25 protein-coding genes are annotated in these 23,094 nt (G+C 71.8%); 12 read left to right on the top strand and 13 right to left on the bottom strand.

Going from position 1 to position 23,094, the window contains the following annotated elements; all coding sequences use genetic code 11:
• Nucleotides 1-14 precede the first annotated feature (14 nt).
• From QF037_RS14560 to QF037_RS14535, 6 genes are all read right to left on the bottom strand, one after another.
• Nucleotides 15-1,136 (bottom strand): LOG family protein, encoded by a 1,122-nt coding sequence (locus QF037_RS14560; RefSeq protein ID WP_307025332.1) that lies wholly within the window; start codon nt 1,134-1,136, stop codon nt 15-17.
• Nucleotides 1,137-1,171: 35 nt separating this feature from the next.
• Nucleotides 1,172-1,591, bottom strand: a complete 420-nt coding sequence (locus QF037_RS14555; RefSeq protein WP_307025330.1) for a VOC family protein — start codon at nt 1,589-1,591, stop codon at nt 1,172-1,174.
• Between the two features lie 94 nt (nt 1,592-1,685).
• Complete coding sequence (locus QF037_RS14550) at nt 1,686-3,008, bottom strand: hypothetical protein (protein ID WP_307025327.1); 1,323 nt, start codon at nt 3,006-3,008, stop codon at nt 1,686-1,688.
• Complete coding sequence (locus QF037_RS14545) at nt 2,990-3,730, bottom strand: ABC transporter ATP-binding protein (RefSeq protein ID WP_307025324.1); 741 nt, start codon at nt 3,728-3,730, stop codon at nt 2,990-2,992. Before QF037_RS14545 ends, QF037_RS14550 begins: the two co-directional genes overlap by 19 nt.
• Before the next feature lie 206 nt (nt 3,731-3,936).
• On the bottom strand, nt 3,937-5,301 hold the full coding sequence (locus tag QF037_RS14540) for an aspartate aminotransferase family protein (protein ID WP_307025322.1): 1,365 nt from the start codon (nt 5,299-5,301) through the stop codon (nt 3,937-3,939).
• A gap of 19 nt (nt 5,302-5,320) precedes the next feature.
• Nucleotides 5,321-5,836 carry an Lrp/AsnC family transcriptional regulator gene (locus QF037_RS14535; protein ID WP_046261928.1) on the bottom strand — a complete coding sequence of 172 codons (516 nt, stop codon included), beginning with the start codon at nt 5,834-5,836 and terminating at the stop codon, nt 5,321-5,323.
• A 170-nt stretch (nt 5,837-6,006) separates the two neighbouring features.
• Between QF037_RS14535 and QF037_RS14530 the strand changes: the two genes are divergently transcribed.
• Nucleotides 6,007-7,455: a gamma-aminobutyraldehyde dehydrogenase gene (locus QF037_RS14530; RefSeq protein WP_307025320.1), complete on the top strand. Its 1,449-nt coding sequence runs from the start codon at nt 6,007-6,009 to the stop codon at nt 7,453-7,455.
• 166 nt (nt 7,456-7,621) lie between these two features.
• Here QF037_RS14530 and QF037_RS14525 read toward each other — a convergent pair whose 3' ends face one another.
• Nucleotides 7,622-8,083, bottom strand: a complete 462-nt coding sequence (locus tag QF037_RS14525) for a hypothetical protein (protein ID WP_307025318.1) — start codon at nt 8,081-8,083, stop codon at nt 7,622-7,624.
• A gap of 119 nt (nt 8,084-8,202) precedes the next feature.
• Here QF037_RS14525 and QF037_RS14520 point away from each other — a divergent pair, with 119 nt between their 5' ends.
• From QF037_RS14520 to QF037_RS14485, 8 genes are all read left to right on the top strand, one after another.
• Nucleotides 8,203-8,856: a response regulator transcription factor gene (locus QF037_RS14520; protein WP_307025317.1), complete on the top strand. Its 654-nt coding sequence runs from the start codon at nt 8,203-8,205 to the stop codon at nt 8,854-8,856.
• Nucleotides 8,856-10,052: a sensor histidine kinase gene (locus QF037_RS14515; protein WP_307025314.1), complete on the top strand. Its 1,197-nt coding sequence runs from the start codon at nt 8,856-8,858 to the stop codon at nt 10,050-10,052. The genes QF037_RS14520 and QF037_RS14515 overlap by 1 nt, the downstream gene beginning before the upstream one ends.
• An 82-nt stretch (nt 10,053-10,134) precedes the next feature.
• Nucleotides 10,135-11,325, top strand: a complete 1,191-nt coding sequence (locus tag QF037_RS14510) for a polyamine ABC transporter substrate-binding protein (protein ID WP_307025312.1) — start codon at nt 10,135-10,137, stop codon at nt 11,323-11,325.
• A 110-nt stretch (nt 11,326-11,435) separates the two neighbouring features.
• Complete coding sequence (locus QF037_RS14505) at nt 11,436-11,792, top strand: sortase-dependent protein (RefSeq protein ID WP_307025310.1); 357 nt, start codon at nt 11,436-11,438, stop codon at nt 11,790-11,792.
• A complete protein-coding gene (locus QF037_RS14500; protein ID WP_307025308.1) occupies nt 11,789-12,400 on the top strand; it encodes a class F sortase in 612 nt (203 codons plus the stop codon). The genes QF037_RS14505 and QF037_RS14500 overlap by 4 nt, the downstream gene beginning before the upstream one ends.
• On the top strand, nt 12,397-12,888 hold the full coding sequence (locus tag QF037_RS14495) for an RNA polymerase sigma factor (RefSeq protein WP_046261921.1): 492 nt from the start codon (nt 12,397-12,399) through the stop codon (nt 12,886-12,888). Before QF037_RS14500 ends, QF037_RS14495 begins: the two co-directional genes overlap by 4 nt.
• Nucleotides 12,872-13,339: a hypothetical protein gene (locus QF037_RS14490; RefSeq protein ID WP_307025306.1), complete on the top strand. Its 468-nt coding sequence runs from the start codon at nt 12,872-12,874 to the stop codon at nt 13,337-13,339. Before QF037_RS14495 ends, QF037_RS14490 begins: the two co-directional genes overlap by 17 nt.
• Before the next feature lie 56 nt (nt 13,340-13,395).
• Nucleotides 13,396-13,911 carry a hypothetical protein gene (locus QF037_RS14485; RefSeq protein WP_307025305.1) on the top strand — a complete coding sequence of 172 codons (516 nt, stop codon included), beginning with the start codon at nt 13,396-13,398 and terminating at the stop codon, nt 13,909-13,911.
• Here the strand turns inward: QF037_RS14485 and QF037_RS14480 are convergent.
• A complete protein-coding gene (locus QF037_RS14480) occupies nt 13,904-15,052 on the bottom strand; it encodes a serine hydrolase domain-containing protein (RefSeq protein ID WP_307025303.1) in 1,149 nt (382 codons plus the stop codon). The genes QF037_RS14485 and QF037_RS14480 overlap by 8 nt on opposite strands.
• Nucleotides 15,053-15,330: 278 nt before the next feature.
• Between QF037_RS14480 and QF037_RS14475 the strand changes: the two genes are divergently transcribed.
• Nucleotides 15,331-16,995 (top strand): RNA polymerase sigma factor, encoded by a 1,665-nt coding sequence (locus QF037_RS14475; RefSeq protein ID WP_307025301.1) that lies wholly within the window; start codon nt 15,331-15,333, stop codon nt 16,993-16,995.
• Here the strand turns inward: QF037_RS14475 and QF037_RS14470 are convergent.
• Nucleotides 16,977-17,360 carry a winged helix-turn-helix transcriptional regulator gene (locus QF037_RS14470; protein WP_307025300.1) on the bottom strand — a complete coding sequence of 128 codons (384 nt, stop codon included), beginning with the start codon at nt 17,358-17,360 and terminating at the stop codon, nt 16,977-16,979. The genes QF037_RS14475 and QF037_RS14470 overlap by 19 nt on opposite strands.
• Here QF037_RS14470 and QF037_RS14465 point away from each other — a divergent pair.
• Nucleotides 17,359-17,964: an NADPH-dependent F420 reductase gene (locus QF037_RS14465; RefSeq protein WP_307025298.1), complete on the top strand. Its 606-nt coding sequence runs from the start codon at nt 17,359-17,361 to the stop codon at nt 17,962-17,964. The two genes, QF037_RS14470 and QF037_RS14465, sit on opposite strands and share 2 nt — an antisense overlap.
• On the opposite strand, the gene QF037_RS14460 is transcribed toward QF037_RS14465, so the two are convergent.
• From QF037_RS14460 to QF037_RS14450, 3 genes are all read right to left on the bottom strand, one after another.
• Nucleotides 17,961-18,647 (bottom strand): glycerophosphodiester phosphodiesterase, encoded by a 687-nt coding sequence (locus tag QF037_RS14460; RefSeq protein WP_307025296.1) that lies wholly within the window; start codon nt 18,645-18,647, stop codon nt 17,961-17,963. The genes QF037_RS14465 and QF037_RS14460 overlap by 4 nt on opposite strands.
• Nucleotides 18,648-18,688: 41 nt before the next feature.
• Nucleotides 18,689-19,750, bottom strand: a complete 1,062-nt coding sequence (locus tag QF037_RS14455) for an adenosine deaminase (protein ID WP_307025294.1) — start codon at nt 19,748-19,750, stop codon at nt 18,689-18,691.
• A gap of 394 nt (nt 19,751-20,144) precedes the next feature.
• The gene (locus tag QF037_RS14450) at nt 20,145-20,444 is read right to left on the bottom strand and encodes a hypothetical protein (protein WP_307025292.1); all 300 of its coding nucleotides are present in this window, start codon (nt 20,442-20,444) and stop codon (nt 20,145-20,147) included.
• Nucleotides 20,445-21,408: 964 nt separating this feature from the next.
• Here QF037_RS14450 and QF037_RS14445 point away from each other — a divergent pair.
• Nucleotides 21,409-21,918, top strand: a complete 510-nt coding sequence (locus QF037_RS14445) for a DUF4190 domain-containing protein (protein WP_307025290.1) — start codon at nt 21,409-21,411, stop codon at nt 21,916-21,918.
• A 547-nt stretch (nt 21,919-22,465) separates the two neighbouring features.
• On the opposite strand, the gene QF037_RS14435 is transcribed toward QF037_RS14445, so the two are convergent.
• Entirely contained in the window at nt 22,466-23,032 is a 567-nt protein-coding gene (locus QF037_RS14435; RefSeq protein WP_307025288.1) for an NADAR family protein, read from the bottom strand.
• Between the last annotated feature and the right edge of the window lie 62 nt (nt 23,033-23,094).

The raw sequence follows: 23,094 nt of genomic DNA, 5'->3' as shown, positions 1-23,094 counted from the left end.
CCTTTGCCGTCTTATTAACCACCAAGACGTTTCAACGCGTCGGGAGCCTCCTCGATTCGGTCAACCAGGGCGATTCGCGACTCCATCGACCGCTCCCGGGCAAGTGACCGCAACAACGGCCACGTGGGCAGCTTTTCGGTCCAGTGCGCCCGGTCGACGAGCACCATCGGCGTCGGCTCGCCGCGTGACTCGTAGTAGTTGGGCGTCGCGCTGTCGAAGATCTCCTGTACGGTCCCGGCGGCGCCCGGCAGGAACACCACACCGGCGGTGGAGCGGGCCAGCAGGCCGTCCTCGCGGGTGGCGTTGGCGAAGTACTTGGCGATGTGCGAGGCGAAGGGGCTCGGCGGCTCGTGGCCGTAGAACCAGGTCGGGATGCCGACGGAGGTGCCGCCCCGGGGCCAGCGGGTGCGCACCTCGAAGGCGGCCGCCGCCCAGTCGGTGATCGAGGGCGTGAACTTCGGTGCCGCGGCGAGGAGTCGCAGGGACTCGGTGAGCATCTCGTCGTCGAGGGGGGCGGCGTACGCGCCCAGGTTCGCCGCCTCCATCGCGCCGGGACCGCCTCCGGTGGCGACGGTGAGGCCGGCGCGGGTCAGCTCGCGGCCGAGCCGTGCGGCACCGGCGTAGGCCTCCGTGCCGCGGCCCATCGCGTGGCCGCCCATCACGCCCACGACCCGGGTGTCCCTGAGGAGTTCGTCGAGCGCGTCCGAGACCGCGTCGTCGTGGATCGCCCGCAGCATCGAGGCGAGTATGTCGCGGTCGGCCTTGGTCTGCTGGAACCAGGCGTACGCACGGGCGTCGAGCGTCTCCTCGTACCCCTTGGCGAGCCCGGCGAAGAGCTCGTCCGGCGAGTAGAGGAGGCCGCGGTACGGGTTGAACGGCAGGTCCGGGACGGGCGGGAAGACCATCGCGCCGTCCGCGCGGACCTTGGCGGCCGCGTCCTCGCGCATCGGGCAGCCCAGGAAGACGGCGCCCGCCGTGTCCGTGGCGAGCAACTCCCGGGTGCGGTCCGTCAGATCGACGGCCTGGACGCGGAAGCCGGCGAGGGTGCCGCGGGCCGAGATCGTGGCGTCGAACTCGTCGAGGCTCTCGATCTCGCGGTCGTTGTGGTGGGCCGCATGGGCGGGCATCGTCTGCACCCGCCCATGCTAGGCACAGCTCCTGCGGCGGGAGTTCAGCCCTCGATCGCGGCCGGGTCCATCCACACGACCTCCCAGGTGTGGCCGTCGGGGTCGTCGAAGGCGCGGCCGTACATGAAGCCGGGGTCCTGGACCTTGTCCGACACGGTGCCGCCCGCGGCGCCCGCCTTCTCGACCAGTTCGTCGACCTTCTCGCGGCTCTCGGCGCTCAGACAGATGATCATCTCGCTGGTCGTCGAGGCGTCCGCGATCTCCTTCTTGGTGAAGGTCGAGTAGAACGGCTTGGTGAGGAGCATCGCGACGATGGTGTCGCTGATCACCACGGAGGCCGCGTTCTCGTTGCTGAACTGGGGGTTGATCGAGTAGCCGAGCCCCGTGAAGAACTTCTTCGAGGCGTCGAGGTCGTTGACCGGCAGGTTGATGAAGACCATCTGCTGGTACGCGGTGGAGGTCATGTCTGGTGTCTCCCATCGGGTTCCTGGTGTTCGGTGGGTAGACCCGGGCGCCGAACGGAACTCATCGGCGAGTGGTCACCTTTTCCTACGAGTTTCAGCGGGCCAGCGGCATCGCCGCCAGTTCGGCGACGAAAAGGGTGAGGGGGACGAAGAGGACCAGCACCGCGCCCGCGCGCAGGGCGGCCGCGCTGCGGAGCATGGTCGCGGGGGCGCCCAGGCGCAGGAGGGCGGCGGTGGTGTCCGCGCGGGCGTGTTTCGCCTCCACGGCCGCGGTGAGCAGGGTCGCCACCGTGCAACCGGTCACCAGGAGGGCGCCGAGGATGGTGAGGGGGCCGAAGGCGTCGCTGCCGGGGTGACGGAGTTCGGCCATGGCGTACGTGGCGGAGGCGACCGCGCAGACCACGCCGAGGGGGCGGCCGATGCGGGTCGCTTCCTCCATGAGAACCCGGCCGGCGAGGAGGCGCAGGGCGCCCGGCCGGACCGCTTGCAGGAGGCGGCCGCAGAGATGGGTGAGGCCGGGACCGGCGAGGGTCAGGCCGGCGGCGGTGAGGAGCCAGCCGAGGAGGACAGGGGTGGGGCCACCGGGGAAGGTGAGGGGGGTTGCCGAGGCTTCGGCGGCGTAGGCCTCCACCGCCAGGCCCGCGGCCAGGACCGCGATGCCCCAGGGGAGGTCCTTCGGGGCTTCCCGGGGGGTCTCGGGGAGGTCGTGGGGGTCCGGGTCGTCGGTCCGGCCCTCTTGGGCGGGAGGCGCTTCGCCGGACCGCGCTTGCCCGGTGCCGTCGGACCCCCGCCGCAGCCGTGAGCCGAACCGTCCGTACGCGCCGAACGTCTCCCTCGTCCCCGTCCGGTCGTACGCCCCGAAGCGGCCGTACGACCGCGCGGCCCGCCGGGTCACGGCCGTGCGGGTGTCCTTCGGCCGGTGCACCAGGGCCACTGCGACCGACGCGATCACCGGGACCAGGCCCAGCAGGGTCAGGGCCGCCGGCAGGGGCAGGGAGGCGTCCGCGGCCAGGAACTCCGCCGCCGCGCCGTCGAAGGGCATCCCTGTCAGGTCGCCCCGCAGGTGGAGGAAGAAGAGCAGGGCCAGCATCGAGCCCAGCGTGCAGGAGAGGGCCGTGGTCGCGGCCGAGACCGCCATCAGACGGGCGGGGCCCAGGCCGATCGCCGCGAGGCCGGGGCGGGGGAGGGTGCCGGGGTCCGTGCGGGCCACCGCCACCGCGAAGTAGACCGTCGCCGCCAGTGGGGTCAGGCACCACGCCAGGCGGAGCAACGACCCCCTCGGGTCGTCCGGGTGGCTGATCGCGTAGCCGAGGGTGCACAGCAGGAGGAACCCGGTGCCCGCCGCCGCCATGGCCACCAGCAGGCGGCGCAGCTGTACGGCCGGCTTGGCACCGCGGGTCAGACGGAGAGCGAGCACGCGGCCCGGCCTTCCGACTCGGCGACCGGGGGGAGGTGGACCGTGTTCACCCGGCGGCCGTCCAGGAGCGAGACCGTGCGGTCGGCCAGCGCCGCCGTCTCCGCGTCGTGGGTCGCCAGGACCACGGTGATGCCGTGCGAGCGGGCCGCCGTGGTCAGGGTGCGCAGCACGTGGGCCCGGTCCGTGCGGTGCAGCGGGGCCGTCGGTTCGTCCGCGAACAACACCGTCGGCGCCGGCGCCAACGCCCTCGCGATGCAGACCCGTTGGCGCTCCGCCTGGTGCAGTTCGTGCGGGCGCTTGCGGGTCTTGTCGCCGATGTCGAGGCGCTCCAGCCACTCCAGGGCGGCGGTCTTGGCGCGGCGGCGGCTGGTACCGCGGAGCATCAGCGGGAGGGCCGCGTTCTCCCAGACGTTCAGCTCGGGGACGAGGACCGGGACCGGGTCGATCCAGCCGAAGCGGTCGCGGCGCAGCCGTTCCCGGGTCATCGCGCCCATCGTGTGGACCGGCACGCTGTTGAACCAGATCTCGCCGCGCTGGGCCGGGATCAGTCCGGACAGACAGTGCAGCAGGGTGGTCTTGCCGCTGCCGCGCGGGCCGCCGACGGCGAGGATCTCGCCCTCCTGGACGCCGAGCGAGACACCGCCGAGGCCCGGTGAGCCGTCCTTGTAGGTGAAGTGCAGGGCGCGCGCCCAGAGAACGTCGTTGTCGGGCGGGGCCTGCATACGCGTACACCTCGTTCTGATCCGTTATCCCTGCAAGTGATCCCCCGTGCGGGGGAACGAAGACAGGGCCGATCGGTCACTGGGCACGCTAGGGAGTCCGCCGTGCGAGGCCGGACAGCACGCGGCCCCGGGCGCCCGTTTCTCACTCGAACGGGCGGCACCGGGGCCGTTGTTGATCATCCAGGCGGAAGATCGGTGCGCGAAGGTCAGAGCTTGGTCCACGCCTCCGTCAGCGTCGCGCGCAGGATCTGCTCGATCTCGTCGAACGTCTCCTGGTTGGAGATGAGCGGCGGGGCGAGCTGGACGACCGGGTCGCCGCGGTCGTCGGCACGGCAGTACAGGCCGTTGTCGTACAGCGCCTTGGAGAGGAAGCCGTACAGGACGCGCTCGGTCTCCTCGTCGGTGAAGGACTCCTTGGTCGTCTTGTCCTTGACGAGCTCGATGCCGTAGAAGAACCCGTTGCCGCGGACGTCGCCGACGATCGGCAGGTCGTACAGCTTCTCCAGGGTCGCGCGGAAGGCGCCCTCGTTGTCGAGCACGTGCTGGTTGAGGCCCTCGCGCTCGAACAGGTCGAGGTTGGCGATGCCGACCGCCGCGGAGACCGGGTGGCCGCCGAAGGTGTAGCCGTGCAGGAAGGTGTTGTCGCCCTTGTAGAACGGCTCGGCCAGCCGGTCGGAGATGACGCAGGCGCCGATCGGGGAGTAGCCCGAGGTCATGCCCTTGGCGCAGGTGATCATGTCCGGGATGTAGTCGAACTTGTCACAGGCGAACGTCGTGCCGAGGCGGCCGAAGGCACAGATCGTCTCGTCCGAGACGAGCAGGACGTCGTACTGGTCGCAGATCTCGCGCACCCGCTGGAAATAGCCGGGCGGCGGCGGGAAGCAGCCGCCCGCGTTCTGCACCGGCTCCAGGAAGACCGCGGCGACCGTGTCCGCGCCCTCGAAGAGGATCTGCTGCTCGATCTGGTCGGCGGCCCAGCGGCCGTAGGCCTCGGGGTCGTCGCCGTGGATCGGGGCGCGGTAGATGTTGGTGTTCGGGACCTTGTGCGCGCCCGGGACCAGGGGCTCGAAGGGGGCCTTCAGGGCCGGCAGACCGGTGATGGACAGGGCGCCCTGCGGGGTGCCGTGGTAGGCGACCGCGCGGGAGATGACCTTGTACTTGGTCGGCTTGCCGGTGAGCTTGAAGTACTGCTTGGCGAGCTTCCAGGCGGTCTCGACCGCCTCGCCGCCACCGGTGGTGAAGAAGACCTTGTTGAGGTCGCCCGGCGCCTCGTGCGCGAGACGCTCCGCGAGCTCCACGGCCTTCGGGTGGGCGTACGACCAGATGGGGAAGAACGCGAGCTCCTGCGCCTGCTTGAAGGCGGTCTCGGCGAGTTCGGTGCGGCCGTGGCCGGCCTGGACCACGAACAGGCCCGCGAGACCGTCGAGGTAGCGCTTGCCCTTGTCGTCGTAGATGTAGGTGCCCTCGCCCCGGACGATGGTGGGGACCGGGGAGTTCTCGTACGAGGACATGCGGGTGAAGTGCATCCACAGGTGGTCGTACGCGGTCTGGCTGAGGTCCTTGGAGCTCACGGTTATCGGGTCCTCACGGTTATCGGGTTCCCCACATGTAGGTCTGCTTCTTGAGCTTCAGATAGACGAAGCTCTCGGTGGAGCGCACGCCGGGGATGGCGCGGATGCGTCGGTTGATGACCTCGAGAAGGTGGTCGTCGTCCTCGCAGACGATCTCCACCATCAGGTCGAAGGAGCCCGCGGTCATCACCACGTACTCGCACTCGGCCATGGAGGTCAGCGCGTCCGCAACGGACTCGACATCGCCCTCGACATGGATACCGACCATCGCCTGGCGCCGGAACCCCACGGTGAGGGGGTCCGTGACGGCGACGATCTGCATCACGCCCTGGTCGAGCAGCTTCTGGACGCGCTGGCGCACGGCGGCCTCGGAGAGGCCGACGGCCTTGCCGATGGCGGCGTACGGCCGGCGGCCGTCCTCCTGGAGCTGTTCGATGATGGCGAGGGAGACGGCATCCAGATGAGGAGTGCCGTTCCTGGACTCGCGGGAGTCCCTGTGCTCTGCGCTTCGACTGGCCACGACCTCACTGTGCACGACGTCTCGATGGTTTCGCAAGGCCACAGCAATGAAATTCGTTGTTTACGGGAGTGAGTACTGCGGATTTCGCAGCCACGGTGCGATCAGGGGTGTTGAAAACGTGGGTGAGGCGATTAGGGTGGGTGTCTCAACCAATGGACAGTTCGACCCGACACAGGAGGCCGGCAGTGAGCACCGAGCCGCGTGGGCTGCGCACCCTACGGAACTACATCGCTGGCGAGTTCCGGGACGCCGCTGACGGACGGACCACCGAGGTGGTCAACCCCGCGACGGGCGAGGCGTACGCGACCGCGCCGCTGTCCGGAGCGGCGGACGTCGACGCCGCGATGAGCGCGGCCGCCGCCGCCTTCCCCGGCTGGCGCGACACCACCCCCGCCGAGCGCCAGAAGGCCCTTCTGAAGATCGCGGACGCGTTCGAGGAGCGCGCCGAGGAACTGATCGCGGCCGAGGTGGAGAACACCGGCAAGCCGATCGGGCTCACGCGGTCCGAGGAGATCCCGCCGATGGTGGACCAGATCCGGTTCTTCGCCGGTGCGGCCCGCATGCTCGAGGGCCGTTCGGCCGGTGAGTACATGGAGGGGATGACCTCCATCGTCCGCCGTGAGCCGGTCGGCGTCTGCGCACAGGTCGCGCCGTGGAACTACCCGATGATGATGGCCGTGTGGAAGTTCGCGCCGGCGATCGCGGCCGGCAACACGGTCGTGCTGAAGCCGTCGGACACCACTCCGGCCTCGACGGTCCTCATCGCCGAGATCATCGGGTCGATCCTGCCCAAGGGTGTCTTCAACGTCGTCACGGGCGACCGTGACACCGGGCGGCTCATGGTCGAGCACCCGACCCCGGCCATGGCCTCCATCACCGGGTCCGTGCGCGCGGGCATGTCCGTCGCCGAGTCCGCGTCCAAGGACCTCAAGCGGGTCCACCTGGAGCTGGGCGGCAAGGCGCCGGTCGTGGTCTTCGAGGACACCGACATCGCCAAGGCCGTCGAGGACATCTCCGTCGCGGGCTTCTTCAACGCCGGGCAGGACTGTACGGCCGCGACGCGCGTGCTCGTACAGGAGGGCATCCACGACGAGTTCGTGCAGGCACTCGCGAAGGCCGCCGCCGACACGAAGACCGGGCAGCCGGATGACGAGGACGTGCTGTTCGGTCCGCTCAACAACCCGAACCAGCTGAAGCAGGTCTCCGGGTTCGTGGAGCGGCTGCCGGCTCACGCGAAGGTCGAGGCCGGTGGGCACCGGGTCGGGGAGAAGGGGTACTTCTACGCGCCGACCGTCGTGTCCGGGCTCAAGCAGGACGACGAGATCGTGCAGAACGAGGTCTTCGGGCCCGTCATCACCGTCCAGTCCTTCACGGACGAGGACCAGGCCGTCGAGTGGGCCAACGGAGTCGACTACGCGCTGGCTTCGTCCGTGTGGACGAAGGACCATGGGCGGGCCATGCGGATGTCCAAGAAGCTGGACTTCGGGTGTGTGTGGATCAACACGCACATTCCGCTGGTGGCGGAGATGCCGCACGGGGGCTTCAAGAAGTCCGGCTATGGCAAGGATCTGTCGGGGTACGGGTTCGATGACTACACGCGGATCAAGCACGTGATGACGTCCCTGGACGCGTGACGCTCCGCTGGGGGAGCCGTTTTCGGCAGCGGGTCCGTCGTGGCTGGTCGCGCCCACGCGGCGGAGCCGCAAATTGACACAGCCCCGCGCCCCTAGGTGGGTTGCAGTGGCCCCGCGTGGAGATGAACTCCCATGCGGGGCCACTGCGTTTCCCTCTCCTTGGTGGTCAGGCTTTCTCCATGTGCTTGCGGAGCCCTGGGAGTTCGCCCCCGCCCGGGTGGCCCGGCGGTAGCTTCGGCGGGAGGGTGAGGCCCGCCTCCTTCAGGATCGGGGCGCACTTCTTGAGCGCCTTGCGGTGGGCCTTGCCGAGGACGTCACCCTTTTCGGCCTTCATCTGGACGCGCAGCCGGATGCCCCCGTCCTCGCCCTTCTCCGCGTGGAAGTCGGGGAAGACCGTCTGGCCCTCGTCGCGCATGCACGCGGCGAAATCGTCGTTGGCCTTGTTGAGGTCGTCCGGGGCGTTCTCGGTGGGCTCGTAGCCGATCGCGAGGCCCGGTCGTGCGCGGGGCGGGTCGTCGGTGGAATCGGAGGCGGTGGCCGTCGACGCGCTGACCGTGCCGAGGGTGAGAGCCGTGATCGCGGCCAGGGCGAGGGCGAGCCGCCGTGGTCGGGGGGACAGAGCGGGCATGTGTTCCTCCAGTCGGAGCCGGGTCTTGCTCACGGCCCCCAGACAACCGTCGGCGGGGTTACGGCACGGGAACGGCCGCCCTTACCGCCGTGTAACCCCCTGCCCGCGACACTGACCGCATGCGTGTGCTGGTGGTCGAGGACCACGAAGAGCTCGCCGAGACCGTCGCCGCGGGGCTGCGCCGGGAGGGGATGGCGGTCGACCTCGCCTTCGACGGACCGAACGCGCTGGAGCGCGCCCAGGTCAACGGCTATGACGTCGTCGTGCTCGACCGCGACCTGCCCGGCGTGCACGGGGACCAGGTCTGCCGGACGCTCGCCGGGGGCGGCAGCCGGGCGCGGGTGCTGATGCTGACGGCGTCCGGGACGGTGGCCGACCGGGTGTCGGGGCTGGGCCTGGGGGCCGACGACTATCTGCCCAAGCCCTTCGCGTTCACCGAACTCGTCGCCCGGATACGGGCCTTGGCGCGGCGTGCGCAGCCCGCGCTGCCGCCCGTCCTGGTCCGCGGGGAACTGCGGCTCGACCCCGCCCGGCGTACCGTCACCCGGGCCGGGTGCCAACTGCCGCTCAGCCCCAAGGAGTTCGCGGTGCTCGAACTCCTCATGGCCGCACAGGGCGGGGTCGTCTCCGCGGAGGAGCTGCTCGAACGCGCCTGGGACGAGGCCGCGGACCCCTTCAGCCAGACCGTGAAGGTCACGGTGAGCCGACTGCGGCGGAAGCTGGGCGAGCCGCCGCTGATCGAGACGGTCGAGCGGGCCGGGTACCGGCTCTGATGCGGCTCCCGACCTGGCGGGTACGCGGCCCGCACAGCATCCGGTGGCGGCTCACCCTGCTCTACAGCGCGCTGTTCGTCGTCGCCGGAGCGGTGCTGCTGGCCTTCACCTATGTGCTCGTGGCCAACTCCGAGCCGTCCCTCACCGCGGGCTCGCCACCACGGCTGACCGGGCGGGCCGAGGGCCCGAGCACGCCGGACCCGCCCACGGTCGCCTCGTACGTCCAGCAGCGGCTGTCGGTGCAGCGCTCCGAGCAGCTGCACGAGCTGCTGATCGAGTCGGCCCTGGCGCTGGCGGTGATGACCGTGTTCTCCCTGGCCCTGGGCCGGCTGATGGCCGGGCGGGTCCTGGACCCCCTGCGCACCATGACCGCGGCCACCCGCCGTATCTCCGCCGACAATCTGCACGAGCGGCTCGCCGTGGCCGGACCCGACGACGAGCTGAAGGCGATGGCGGACACCATCGACGCCGTACTCGCGCGACTGGAGGGCGCGTTCGAGGCGCAGAAGGCCTTCGTCGCCAACGCCTCGCACGAGCTGCGTACCCCGCTCACGCTCCAGCAGGCCGTCGTCGACGTGACCCTCGCGGACCCGGGAGCCTCCGTCGAGACGCTGCGGGCGGCGCTGCTTCGGGTGCGGGCGGCGGGGGAGGAGCAGGAGCGGATGATCGACGCTCTGTTGACCCTCGCACGTAGCCAACGGGGCTTGGAGCGGCAGGAGTTCGTCGACCTCGCGGCGATCGTGCGGGAGCGGTTGCCGGACGCGCAGGCGGGGTCAGAGGCGGGGGTGCGGGTGGAGGCCCGGCTGGAGCCCGCGGTCGTGCTCGGGGATCCGCAGCTCATCGAGCGACTTGTCGCCAACCTCACGGACAACGCCGTGCGGCACAACCTGGCGGAAGGCGAGGGGAGTTGGGTGCGTGTGTGGACCGGTGTGGACGTCATGGGCCGACCCGGGCTGCGGATCGAGAACAGCGGGCCGGTCATCCCGGCGGACCAGGCGGCCGGGCTGTTCCAGCCGTTCCGGCGCCTCGGGCCGGAGCGGGTGCGCAAGCGTGACGGGCTCGGGCTCGGCATGTCCATCGTCGCGGCCGTCGTCGCCGCGCACGGCGGCCGGGTGCGGGCCACCACCCGCCCGCAGGGGGGACTGACGGTGGAGGTCGGACTGCCGCTGTCGGCTCCCGCGCTCCCCGGCGGCTGATCGACAGGGTGTCCGTTCCCCGTTCCACGGCTCGACGCAGCGTCGATTGTCCGGCCACAGGTGCGCGCGGCATGCTGCCGGAATGGCCCTCCCACCGCGGAAACCCCGGCTCACCCGCCGCTCCCTGCTGCGCACGCTCGGCGGTGGCGCGGCACTGGGCGCCCTCGCCGGGTGCGGAGTGCCCGCCGCGTACGTGTCCGCCGGTGACCGTGCCGTCCCCGACCGGTCCGCCACCGACAAGCGGCTGGCGTGGGCGAACTGGCCGCTCTACATCGACACGGACGACGACGACTCGACGCAGCGGCCGACGCTGGACGCCTTCGGGAAGCGGACGGGGATCAGCGTCGACTACGTCGAGGAGATCAACGACAACGACGAGTTCTTCGGCAAGATCAGCCCCGCGCTGATGAACCACCAGCAGACCGACCGCGATCTGATCGTCATGAGCGACTGGATGTGCGCCCGGTTCGTCCGGCTCGGCTGGGTCCAGGAGATGGACCGGGCGAGCCAGCCCCACGTCACGCGGTACCTGGACCCGCTGCTGAGGTCGCCCGCCTTCGACCCGGGCCGCACCTTCACGGTGCCGTGGCAGTCGGGCATCACCGGCATCGCGTACGACCACCGCAGGCTGGGCCGCGAGATACGGAGCGTCGGCGATCTCTGGGCGAGCGACCTCAAGGGCCGGGTGACCCTGCTCTCGGGGCTCGACGAGGCGTTCGCGCTGCTCATGCAGGGCAACGGCGTCGACATCAGGAAGTGGGAGGCGGCCGACTTCGACGAGGTCTGCGACCAGGTCGAGCGGCACGTCCGCAGCGGCCGGATCCGCCGCTTCACCGGCAACGACTACACCAAGGACCTCGTCACCGGCGACGTCCTGGCCTGTCAGGCGTACTCCGGCGACGTCATCCAGCTCCAGGCCGACAACCCCGACATCCGCTTCGTCGTCCCCGAGGAGGGCGCCGAGCTGTGGTCGGACTCCCTGATGATCCCCGACCGCGCCCTGCACAAGGCGAATGCCGAGCGGCTGATCGACTACTACTACGAGCCCGAGGTCGCCGCGGAACTCGCCGCATGGGTCAACTACGTCTGCCCGGTCCCGGCGGCCCGGGAGATCCTCGCCGGGTCCGACGACAAGGACACCGCGGAACTCGCCGAGAACCCGCTGATCTTCCCCGACGACGAGATGCGTGCACGGCTCGTGATCGCGCGGGACATCACGTCGGAGGAGCGGGTGGGGTTCGCGAAGCGGTGGAACGCCATCGTGGGGTTGTAGGCCGCCCCTCACGGCTTTGCCATCTCTTTACAACCCCGTCGGTCGCTGCCTCGTCTCTCCGCTCGATCCGTCCCGCACCCCGCGGGCGGACCGACGAAAGAGAGCCATTGATGCGCCGAACCGGCCTCAGTGCCCTGGTCCTCGCATGCACCGCCGTACTGGCGGGCGCGATGCCCGCGTTCGCCGACGAGACCGCGACCCCGAGCCCCGCCCCCAGCGCCACGACCGCTCCCAGCGCGGCGCCGAGCGGGTCCACCGACCCCAGTGCCGAACCGACCGCCGCTCCGACCGAGGCGCCTGCCTCGGACCAGGTCTCCGTCGTGCCCAGCGGAGCGCCCGACACCGGCGTGGCCTCGTCCGGGTCCGGTGGCTCGGGCGTGCTGGTCGGCGGGGGTGCCGCCTCGGCCGTCGTCCTGGGCGGCGGGGCCGTCCTCCTCGTACGACGTCGGCGGGCGACCGGCGCATGAGCCCGCTCTCCAGGCGCGCCTTCACCGCGGCGGCGCTGACCACGCTGCTCGCGGGGTGCGGCGGCCCGGGAGCCACGAGCGGGAAGACCACGACAGAGGGCCGCGCCTCCAGTACGCCGTCGTCCACCGAGGCGGCCACCCCGCAGGGCCGTTCGGTCCCCGTGCGGCTGCGGATACCGGAGATCGGGGTCGACACCCCCGTCATGCGGCTGGGCCTGGCCCCGGACGGCACGGTGCAGGTGCCCCCTGTCACCGCGCACGACCAGGCGGGCTGGTACGAGCACTCGCCGACGCCGGGGCAGACCGGTCCGTCGGTGCTCCTCGGCCATGTCACGGTCGGCTCGTACGGGGCCGGGGTCTTCCGGCGGCTGGGGGAACTGCGCCGGGGTGACCGCGTCGAGGCGCGCCTGGAGAACGGCGGCACGGCGGCGTTCGCCGTCACCGAGGTCCGTACGGTCGACAAGGCCGACTTCCCGGCGGGGGCCGTGTACGGGAACGTCGACCGGCCCGAACTGCGTCTCATCACCTGCGGCGGACCCCGGACCGGTGCCGGGTACCGCGACAACGTGATCGTCTTCGCCGCGTCCATCTCAGCAGGAGAACGTTGAAACGGTCCCGAGAGAGGGCGGCGTCCGAGCTGTTCGCCGCCCTCTACCCACGCCTCGCCGGCTGGTGCCGCCGGCTCGTCGACGACGACGAGACGGCCCACGAGATCGCCTCGGAGGCCTTCACCCGGCTGTGGGCACGCTGGACGGCGGTGGAGGAACCGCGCGGGTTCCTCTACGTCACCGCGGCGAACCTCGTCCGTGATCACTGGCGCAAGCTGGAGCGCGAGCGCAGGGCCGTGCGCCGGGCCGGCAACGAGGCCGCGGTGAGCCCGTACAACGAACAGGCCGATCCCGCGGTACGACTGCTCGTCCAGTCCCTCCCCGAGCGACTGCGCGTCCCGATCCTGCTCCACTACTACGCTGACATGCCGATCCGAGAGGTGTCCGTGCTGACCGGACGCAAGGAAGGAACCGTCAAGGCCGACCTCCACGCGGCCCGCGAACTGCTCCGCGCCCATCTGAGGAGAAGCCTTGATCACGCGCCCTGACGACGACCCGGACCTCGACCCGGACGACCCGCTCACCGTCCTGCTGCGGCCCCCCGCCGACCACCTCGGCCCGCCCGCCGGCCGCTACGAGGCGATCCGCCGCGGCGCGACCCGGCGCAAGCTGCTGCGCGCGGCGGCGGGAACCGCCGTGGTCTGCGGTCTCGCCGCAGCCGTCCTGCTGCCGCTCAGGCTGTCGACGTCCGAGGCCCCCGCGTCCCCGACGGTCCCGCTCGCACCCCCGCCCGCGAGCAGTTCCCCGACCGCGCCGCCCTCGACCCCGCCCCCTTCGGACGGGCGGCCTTCGGACGGGCAGCAGCCTTCGGCCGTGCCGTCCGCGCCGGCGACGTCGGTACCCGTCCGCCCGGACGCCCCCTCGCCCTCGCCGTCCACGGCGCCCACCGCCACCGCCGAGCCGACGCCCACGGAGCAGCTGCCCACGGAGCAGCCGTAGAAGCGACCGCCGAAAGATATTTTGAACATGTTCAATTCCAGGCGTACGCTCCTGCCATGAGCGACAGAGCCGCCCTGCTCAAGGGCATTCGCGCCTGGTTGGTCCTGTTCGTCGTGTGTCTCGCGCTCAGCGGCGCCACGGCCTTCCCCCTCGTCCACGAACTGCGCTGGACCGAGGACCTGTTGCGGCACCTGCCCACCCCCGACCCCCTGATGGACTGGATCGTGCGGGTCCGCCAGGGCCTCGACACCGCCGACACCGACTACCCCTTCCTCCTCTACGGCACCGACTGGCTCGCCTTCGCCCACCTCGTCATCGCGGTCGCCTTCTACGGCGCCTACCGCGACCCCGTCCGCAACATCTGGGTCGTCGAGTTCGGGATGATCGCCTGCGCCGGGATCATCCCGCTCGCGCTGATCTGCGGGCCGATCCGGGGGATTCCGTTCTGGTGGAGCGTGATCGACATGTCGTTCGGGGTGTTCGGGGTGATCCCCCTGTACGTCGTTCGCCGGAAGATCAAGCGGCTGGAGGCGCTCACCCCGGGCAACGCCTGGGCCGTGCCCGCTACTTGACCGCGGCCATGATGATCCCGGTGACGACCGGGTTCGCGTCCGTGCTCTTCGCGTCGGTGGAGTTGACCGAGTAGGCGACGGTGCGGCTGAGGTCCTCGGTTGCGGCGATCGCCGAGTTGTAGCCGTACCGGCCGCCGGACTTGACCCAGTAGACCGTCCCCGCGATCTCGAAGCGCTGGAGGCCGCCCGCGCTGTAGCTCGCGCCGGTGATGTCCGTCGGGACCGCGAACACCTCCTTCATCCGCGACTCCGGCACGATCCGTCCCTGGAAGAGCGCGGTGATCAGCCGTTCCAGGTCCGCCGTCGTGGAGATCATGTCCCCGGCCGCGAACCGGTCCGCCTGGTTCCACTCCGTGACGTCCAGGAACTCGGTGGTCCCGTCGGCTCGCTCCACCTTCTGGTAGCCGAGGTTGTGCGGGCCGCGTATGCGGGGGTCGGTACCCGGGAAGTAGGTGTCCCGCATTCCGGCGGGCGCGAGCACCAGCCGGGTGACCTCGGAGGCGTACGGCCGCCCGGTCACCTTCTCGATCAGCAGCCCGAGGAACGTGTAGTTGATGTTGAGGTAGTGCTGCTGCTTCCCCGGGCAGAACTCCGGCTTCTTCGCGCCCGCCGACGCGGCGACCCGCTGCGGGGTGAGCGTGTCGAAGCGGTGGGCGTACAGCTCCTCGAAGGTGGCGCCGAGGCCGTCGCCGGCCGGGATGCCACTGGTGTGGTCGAGCAGCTGCCGCACGGTGATGGGCCGGAACTGCTTGCCGAGCAGGCCGGGCAGATAGCGCTGGACCGGCTTGTCCAGGTCGATCCGTCCCTCGGCCGCCAGACGCAGCACCGCAGCCGCCGTCACCACCTTCGTCGTCGACCCGGCCCGGAACCGCGCGTCCGGGTCCGCCGCCCGGCCGCTCTTCAGGTCGTGCACGCCCGCGCTGCCCCGCCAGCTGCCGCCGCACCCGCCGACCCGGACGAGCGCGGCCGTCGCGTCCGCGTTCGGGAGCCCGGCGAGCGCAGCGCTCAGGGCTTTGGCGTCCGGCGCGTTCATGGTGCACTCGGCGGCGGCCGGCGCCGCGGCGAAGGCGGGGGCGGCGAGGGGCCCGGCGGCCAGGGCGAGAGCCAGGGAGAGGGTGACGACAGACGTACGGGTGCGCATCTGATGCTCCAAGCGATCGGTGTGGTGATCATCGTCCGCCGGTAGGCTCCCGCCGGGATCGTCGGCGAGGAGGGCACCGCACCCTGGCGGAACCCTGAGCAACTTCCCTGCCCGGTGAGGGGGTTGTGCGGGTCGGCCCCTAGGGGAGGCTGCGGCGCGCGAAAAACTGTTATCCCGGAAGCCTTCACTCCGTCTCCACCTTGTGATCTCCGGCATAGCCATGACCCCGGGGCCGCCTGAGAGGGTGCGTGCAGAACCGAACCGAGGGACGGAACGACGTGGACACGCGGCAATGGCGCGACACCATCGCGGCGGCGCAGGCCGGTGACCGGCAGGCGCTGGACGACCTGGTCGCGGGCTGGCTGCCGCTGGTCTACAACATCGTCGGCCGCGCCCTGAACGGTCACGCCGACGTCGACGACGTCGTCCAGGAGACCATGCTGCGGGCCGTCGACAACCTCGGTGCGCTGCGCGACCCGGACAGCTTCCGCTCCTGGCTGGTGGCCATCGCCATGCGCCAGATACGGGACCGGGCCCGGCGCCGCACGGCCCCGGCCCCGCTGGAGGAGGCCGCCGCGAGCGACGCCGCCGACTTCGCCGAACTCACCGTCCTCAGACTCCAGCTGGAGGGCCAGCGGCGCGAGGTCGCGGAGGCGGTGCGCTGGCTCGACGACGAGGACCGGCAACTGCTGTCGCTGTGGTGGCTGGAGGTCGCGGGCGAGCTGACCCGGCGCGAGCTGGCGGCCGCCGCCGGTATCAGCAGACAGCACGCCGCGGTGCGCGTCCAGCGGCTCAAGGAGCGCGTGGAGACCGCGCGCGGCATCGTGCGGGCCCTCGACGGTGCCTGCCCGGACCTGCGCGAACTGACCGGCCGCTGGAACGGGCGGCCCGACTCCGTCTGGCGCAAGCGGCTGGCCCGGCACATCCGGGGCTGCGGCTACTGCGGGGACACCCGCGAGGCCGTCGTACCGGCGGAACGCCTGCTCGTCGGTATCGCCCTCGTCCCGCTCCCCGTCGGCTTCACCCTCTCCCTGGCCTTCGGCGGCAAGACGGCGGCAGCCGCGGCGGGGGCGGCGGGGGCCGCCTCCGTGGGCTGGTCCGCCAAGGCGATGGCCGCACTCACCCAGCCCTTCGTCGCGGTGACGGCGGGGGCCACGATCGTGGCGGGCGGCGCGTACGTCGTCACGCAGGCCCCGGACAGCCCGCCGCCGCGCGTGGTCGCCAGTCCCACGGCGGCGAGCACGGCCCGCCCACCGGTGACGATCTCCCCGTCGGCGACCCCGTCACTGTCACCGACACCGTCCCCCACACCGAAGAAGGCCGATCTCTACGGCACGGTCGTCGACACCGTCGACCGGGCCCCCGCCCCCGACGCCCGGCCCGCCGCCCTGCCGCACCGCCCCGAGTCCGGCATCACCAGCACCTGGGGCGCCAAGGCCGTCATGCAGCACCGCGGCGAGACAGTGACGCTGAGCGGGCAGGGATACGTGCTGGTGCGCTGGCAGATCGCCCCGCAGGACCGGCCGGGCGGCCTGACCATGCCCACCTGGACCGGTCTCAAGGGCAGGCTCTTCCATGTCGCCTCGGGCGGCGGCCGCCGCATGGACGACGCCACCGGCCCCGACACCACCGGCATGGGCGGCCCCGACACCGGATACACGGTGCTGCCGGACGGCACCCAGCAGATGTGGCAGAACGAGTACTTCTACCTCGACGGCAGCGTCGACCTGACCGTGAACGAACGCGGCGCCTCCTACGGCCTGACCGTCTTCCCCTCCAGCTGGGAGGCGGCGGACAAGGACATCAACTACGGCCCCCCACAAGGCGCGATCCGCTACGGCCTGGTCCGCGACAACGGCAAGGACACGGCGCCGGTACCGCAGTACGTCACCCGCGAGAGCCCCGCCGACCCGGCCACGGTGCCTCAGCGCTCCCGTCTGTAGCGGTCCTGCGCCTCCATCACCTCGTCGCCGTGCTCGAAGGCCCAGGCACCGAAGGCGTCGATCGGCGCGAGCAAGGTCCGTCCCAGCTCGGTGAGTTCGTACGCGGCCCGGGTTCCCTCGGACGCGCGGCGACGGACCAGCCCGTTGAACTCCAGCCGCCGCAGCGTCTCGGTGAGCACCTTCTGGCTGATGCCGCCGATGCGGTCCTGGAGCTCCCCATGGCGCACGGGACCGTCCCGCAGCGCCCAGAGCACCACGGCGTTCCAGGTGTTGGAGAGGAGGTCGAAGGCGAGGCGGGCGCGGCAGTCGGCGAGGTACGTCACGTACCGAATGGTGCCCGAGCGGGTTCCTACAGTCCTGAGCATGCGTATAGGGATTCTCGGTACGGGCGGAATGGCGGACGCGCTGGGCACGCGGTGGCGGCGCGCGGGACACGAGGTGGTGGCCGGGAGCCGGTCCCAGGGAGGGGTGCGGGAGGCGGCCGGGTTCGGGACGGACGCGGTGCTGCTCGCGGTGCCCTACGAGGCGGCGGTCGAGGTGGTCGCGGGGCTGGAGGACGTGCTGCGCGGACGGGTGCTGATCGACTGCACCAACCCGGTGGGCCATCCCGGCTTCCGGCTGCTCACGGCGGACGGCCCGTCGGCCGCCGGACGGATCGCGGCCGCCGCACCGGACTCTCGGGTGGTCAAGGCCTTCAACCTCTGCCACGAGGACGTCTGGCGCCTGACCCCGCCGGTCTTCGACGGCCGCCCACTGGCCGTGCCACTGTGCGGGGACGACGAGGAGGCCCTGGAGGTCGTACGACGACTCGTGCGCGACCTCGGCTGTGAACCGCTGAACGCCGGAGGTCTGCAACGGGCCGGGCTGCTGGAGGCGACGGCGGCGCTGCTGATCGGCCTGTGGGTGGGGGAGGGGGCGGACGCGCAGGCCATCGCGCCCCCGCTCTCGTGGGCCCAGTCCGCGGCTTAGCCCTCGTCACGCAGGGCGCAGAGGGCGTCGACGCGGTTCGTGGTGATCGAGTCGACGCCCGCCGCGATGAGACGGCGCATCGAGCGGACCGTGTCGGGGGTCCAGACGGAGACGAGGCAGCCGTCGCGGTGGACGCGCTCGGCGAGGGCCTTGTCGACCAGGCCGAAGCGGTAGTTCAGCCAGCGCGGGCGGACCGCCGCCAGCAGCGCGGGGCGCGGCGGGGCCAGCGACGTCCAGGTCAGGGCGATCTCGGCGGCCGGGTCGGCGGCGCGTACGGCGAGCATGGCGGGGGCGCCCGCGCAGTAGTACACGCGGTCCTCGGCCCCGCTCTCCCGTACGACGTCGACGACCCGGCGGGCGGCCTGCACGTCCGGTGCGCCCGGCAGGTCGAGCATCAGCCGGGCCCCTTCGGCCACCGCCAGCGCCTCGGCCAGCGTCGGCACCCTGCCGTCCGAGAGGCCGCGGACCTCGTCCGACGACAGGGACGTGAGCGGCCGGTCGTGCTCCCACAGCCGCTTCAGCGTGCGGTCGTGCAGCAGCACGGGGACCCCGTCCCGGGTGAGGCGTACGTCGATCTCGACGGCGTCCGCACCCAGTTCGCGCGCGGCACGCAGGGAGTCGAGCGTGTTCTCACGGACGCGGTAGGGGTCGCCCCGATGGGCCACTGCGGTCAGCTTCTGCATGGGCCCATTGTGCTGGTGGTCGGTACCGGTTCGCGGTGGGGTCAGGGCGCGAGCCACGCCGTGGTGCAGGCGTCGATCTCGTCCTTGACCCGGGTCTTGCCGGGCTCGTCGAGGAAGGACGCCTCGACCGCGTTCTTGGCGAGGTCGGCCAGGCCGCGCTCGTCGAGGTCGAGGAGACGGGCGGCGACGGCGTACTCGTTGTTCAGGTCGGTGCCGAACATGGGCGGGTCGTCGGAGTTGATGGTGACCAGGACGCCGGCCTTCACGAACTCCTTGATCGGGTGCTCGTCGAGGTGGCGCACCGCGCGCGTGGCGATGTTGGAGGTGGGGCACACCTCCAGGGGGATCCGCTCCTGGGCGAGGTGCGCGAGCAGCTTCTCGTCCTGCGCCGAGCTGGTGCCGTGTCCGATGCGCTCGGCGCGCAGGTGGGTCAGCGCGTCCCAGACCGTCTCCGGGCCGGTCGTCTCACCGGCGTGCGGCACCGAGTGCAGGCCGGCCGCGATCGCGCGGTCGAAGTGCGGCTTGAACTGCGGCCGCGGTACGCCGATCTCGGGACCGCCGAGCCCGAAGGAGACGAGGCCCGCGGGGCGCAGACGGTCGTCGGTGGCGAGTCGTACGGTCTCCTCCGCAGCCTCCAGGCCCGCCTCGCCGGGGATGTCGAAGCACCAGCGCAGCACCGTCCCGAACTCGGCCTCCGCCGCCTTGCGGGCGTCCTCGATCGCGTCCATGAAGGCGCGCTCGTCGATACCGCGGCGGGTCGAGGAGAACGGGGTGATGGTCAGCTCCGCGTAGCGCACCTGCTGCCGCGCCAGGTCGCGCGCCACCTCGTACGTCAGCAGACGTACGTCCTCCGGCGTGCGGATCAGGTCGACGACGGACAGGTACACATCGACGAAGTGGGCGAAGTCCGTGAAGGTGAAGTAGTCGGCCAGGGCCTCGGGGTCGGTCGGGACCTTGGAGTCGGCGTGGCGGGCGGCCAGTTCGGAGACGATCCGGGGGGAGGCGGAGCCTACGTGGTGGACGTGCAGTTCGGCCTTGGGCAGCGAGGCGATGAAGGCGTGCAGGTCGCGCGGGACGCTGGGGTCGATGAGGTGCTCGGTCAAGGTTCCTCCCCGGAACGGCGCCCTCGGCCGGCGTGCGGCGGGCGCGGGTGATCGGCTGATCGATGACTCGGGGATCATCGTAGGCCGACCGGTCGGGGGGAGGGGCGCCGGTCGTAGCATGACGGCATACGGCAGAGGGGGTCCCGACCATGTCCGACGAGGCGCGACACCTGGCAGGCGAGGCGCAGGGGTCGGCTTCGTCGGCTTCCGGGGGGCAGTGGGACGAGGCGGTGGCTTCCGTGGGGGAGCGGGGCGGGGCGGTGGATTCTGAGGGGGCGCGGGTGTCGGCTTCGTCGGCTTCCGAGGGGCGGCGGGGCGGGGCGGTGGATTCTGAGGGGGCGCGGGTGTCGGCTCCGTCGGCTTCCGAGGGGCAGCCGGGCGAGGCTGTGGATTCTCAGGGGGAGCGGGACGGGCTGACGGTTCCCCGGGTGGAGTTGGACAAGGTGACCTCTTCCGGGGTGGGGGCGGGCAGCACGGACGCGGCGGGGGAGCGGGACGTGGAGGGCCGTGGTGAGCGGGGGGCTTGGGCGCCGCCCGTGGGTGACGGGGCGACTGGGCAGACGGTCTCGGCGGAGGACGTGCCGTTCGCGCCGACGGCGCCGGAAGGGGACGGGGCCGCGGGGTCCCGTGCGGCGGTCGGTGGCTCATGGTCCGGGCCGGGCACGCCCGAGGACGCGGCGCCTGTCGTCGACACTCCGTCCTCCGCGTCGGCCTGGGACGCCTCTGCAACGCCGTCCCACGACGCGTCCTCCTCGCCCGCCGGTCAGGGGGCCGCCAGCGACCCTCCTTCCGGGCTGCCGAGCGCAGCCGGGGATTCCGTCGGCCCCGGCACCACCCTCGCTTCGAACGACCCGCATTCCTGGCCACCCCCGTCCATCCACGACCGGCGGCCGACCACGTCGACGCCGGGCGCTGACGCTTCGGCCCCGGGGCAGCAGGGCACGCCACCATCACAGCCGTGGGCATACCCGTTCGCACCGCCCGGCCCCGGAACACCGGGCGGCGGCCCGGCGAACCGCTTCGCACCACCGGGACCATCGGCGAGCGCCCCGGCCAACCCGTTCGGACCGCCGTCTGATTCCGCCGGTCCTTCGGCTTCGCCGGGTGCTCCGGCCGGTGGCCCTGCCACTCCCTTCTCTCCGCCGTCGGGTCCGGCGAACGGTTCCGCCGGTCCTTCGGCTTTGCCGGGTGCTGCGGCCGGTGGCCCGGCCAACCCGTTTGCTCCGCCGTCCGGTTCGGCGAGCGGTGGGATCGGCCCGTTCGTGGCACCGGGAGCGCCGGCGAGTGGCGCGGCCACCCCGTTTGGCCCGCCGTCGGGTCTGGCGAGTGGTTCCGCCGGTCCTTCGGCTTCGCCGGGAGCTGCGGCCGGTGGCCCGGCCAACCCGTTTGCTCCGCCGTCCGGTCTGGCGAGCGGTGGGGCTAACGCGTTCGCATCACCGGGAGCGCCGTCGAGCGGTTCCGTCGGCCCTGCTGCTTCGCCGGGTGCTCCGGCTGGCGGCCCTGCCACCCCGTTTGGCCCGCCGTCGGGTCCAGCGAGCGGTTCCGTCGACCCTTCGGCTTCGCCGGGTGCTGCGGCCAGTGGCCCCGGCAACCCGTTCGCCCCGCCGTCCGGCCCGGCTAGCGGTGGGACCGACCCGTTCGGTCCGCCGGAGACGTTGGTGAGCGGCTCCGCCGAGCCCTTTGTCTCGCCGGGCGCGCCGGGGGGCGGCTCGCCGAACCCCTTCGTCCCGCCGCACCCCGGGCCTCCGGTCAACCCCTTCGCAGCCCCGGCCGGTCCCGCTCCCTACGCCCAGGACAGTCATGTCCCCCCGCCGCCCATCGCCCCTGACGGCCCGGGCCAGGTGCCCTACGGCTATCCGGGCGGTGGGTACGGCTACCCGGGCGCCGCACCGCAGGGCTACTACGGCTGGCCCGGTATGCAGCCCCTGCCCAGTAACGGCATGGGCACCGCCGGGCTCGTGCTCGGCATTCTCTCGGCCCTCGTGTTCTGCCTCTGGCCGCTGGCGATCGTCCTCGGCGTTCTCGGCGTGATCTTCGGTGCGATCGGTCGTGGCAAGGCCCGCAGGGGTGTGGCCACCAACCCGGGTCAGGCCCTGGCCGGGATCATCTGCGGGGCCGCGGGCATCGCACTGGGCATCGGCATGGTCGTACTGCTGGTCGTGACGTAGGCAGAAGCGCGACCTGAAGCCTGAAGGGGCAGGGGGTCGTGCCGGCATACGGATCCGCAGCGTGGGCGCGACCGGCCGTATATGCCCGCGCCTCTATCAACGGGAACCCCAGCGGATTCGGCCCCCGCCACGGCTCCGGCTCCAGTGCCCCCTCGTCGGCAGCCGCGAGCCCGATTCCGCGCGGGCCTCACCAGCTCTGCCGATCTCACCGGCCGCAGATGCCCAACCCGGTCCGCTTCAGCGCCGCCCGCCCCCACCCGCAACCGATCCCACGCCTCCGCCAACGCGCCCCCCCCGCGGATGCGCCCTCGCCACAGCCGTGAGCCCGGTCCTCCGCAGGCTTCACCATCCCCCGCCGATCTCACCGGCCGCAGATGCCCAACCCGGTCCGCTTCAGCGCCGCCCGCCCCCACCCGCAACCGATCCCGCGCCTCCGCCAAAGCGCCCCCCGCGGATGCGCCCTCGCCACAGCCGTGAGCCCGGTCCTCCGCAGGCTTCACCATCCCCCGCCGATCTCACCGGCCGCAGACAACCCAACCCGTTCCGCCTAAGCGCCGCCGGCGCCCCGCAAGCGATCCCGCGCCTCCATCAACGCGAACCCCAGCAGATTCGGCCCCCGCCACCGCTCCGGATCCAGCGCGCCCTCGTCCGTGGCCGCGAGCCCGATCCCCCACACCCGGTCCACCGGACTGGCCTCCACCAGTACCCGCTCCCCGGTGCCCAGGAGGAACGACCGCAGCGCGTCGTCCGCGCCGAACTTGTGCACGCTGCCCTCGACGACGATCCCGAAGCGCTCGCGCTCCCAGGCCGCCTCGTCGAAGCCCCGGACCAGGCGCCCTTCCTTCTTCGCGACCGAAGGATGTCCCGCGGCCAGCACCCGCCGTTCCGCCTCCGCGTCGCCGAACAGCCGCGCCTTGCCCGCCATCATCCAGTGCTCGGCGGTCGCATAGGTCACTCCGTCCACCACGAACGGTGACGGCCACCACTGGCTCAGACAGCTCGCCCCGATCCGGCCGTCCGGCAGCGGGCGGTGTCCCCAGAAGTGGAGGTACTTGACCCTCGCCCCCGTCCGGACCGCCCTGACCAGGGTGTCCCGAGAATCGATCTTCGTCATGCATGCGAGTCTGGCAGGCACCACTGACACTCCGTCCTGGCTTTCCCATGCCGGCTCGACAC

The sequence above is a fragment of the Streptomyces canus genome (assembly GCF_030815415.1).
In the GTDB taxonomy this organism is placed as follows: domain Bacteria; phylum Actinomycetota; class Actinomycetes; order Streptomycetales; family Streptomycetaceae; genus Streptomyces; species Streptomyces canus_F.
Note: the sequence above shows the minus strand (reverse complement) of the source record. Positions and strands in the feature narration are given on the sequence as shown.

Excerpts from the sequence above, each read along its gene's own strand:
- QF037_RS14435 (WP_307025288.1), bottom strand. The coding sequence starts at position 23,032 with ATGACGAAGATCGATTCTCGGGACACCCTGGTCAGGGCGGTCCGGACG.
- QF037_RS14525 (WP_307025318.1), bottom strand. The coding sequence starts at position 8,083 with ATGCCCGCTCTGTCCCCCCGACCACGGCGGCTCGCCCTCGCCCTGGCC.
- QF037_RS14480 (WP_307025303.1), bottom strand. The coding sequence starts at position 15,052 with ATGCGCACCCGTACGTCTGTCGTCACCCTCTCCCTGGCTCTCGCCCTG.
- QF037_RS14465 (WP_307025298.1), top strand. The coding sequence starts at position 17,359 with ATGCGTATAGGGATTCTCGGTACGGGCGGAATGGCGGACGCGCTGGGC.
- QF037_RS14520 (WP_307025317.1), top strand. The coding sequence starts at position 8,203 with ATGCGTGTGCTGGTGGTCGAGGACCACGAAGAGCTCGCCGAGACCGTC.
- QF037_RS14555 (WP_307025330.1), bottom strand. The coding sequence starts at position 1,591 with ATGACCTCCACCGCGTACCAGCAGATGGTCTTCATCAACCTGCCGGTC.
- QF037_RS14515 (WP_307025314.1), top strand. The coding sequence starts at position 8,856 with ATGCGGCTCCCGACCTGGCGGGTACGCGGCCCGCACAGCATCCGGTGG.
- QF037_RS14485 (WP_307025305.1), top strand. The coding sequence starts at position 13,396 with ATGAGCGACAGAGCCGCCCTGCTCAAGGGCATTCGCGCCTGGTTGGTC.
- QF037_RS14505 (WP_307025310.1), top strand. The coding sequence starts at position 11,436 with ATGCGCCGAACCGGCCTCAGTGCCCTGGTCCTCGCATGCACCGCCGTA.
- QF037_RS14460 (WP_307025296.1), bottom strand. The coding sequence starts at position 18,647 with ATGCAGAAGCTGACCGCAGTGGCCCATCGGGGCGACCCCTACCGCGTC.
- QF037_RS14545 (WP_307025324.1), bottom strand. The coding sequence starts at position 3,730 with ATGCAGGCCCCGCCCGACAACGACGTTCTCTGGGCGCGCGCCCTGCAC.
- QF037_RS14470 (WP_307025300.1), bottom strand. The coding sequence starts at position 17,360 with ATGCTCAGGACTGTAGGAACCCGCTCGGGCACCATTCGGTACGTGACG.
- QF037_RS14500 (WP_307025308.1), top strand. The coding sequence starts at position 11,789 with ATGAGCCCGCTCTCCAGGCGCGCCTTCACCGCGGCGGCGCTGACCACG.
- QF037_RS14510 (WP_307025312.1), top strand. The coding sequence starts at position 10,135 with ATGGCCCTCCCACCGCGGAAACCCCGGCTCACCCGCCGCTCCCTGCTG.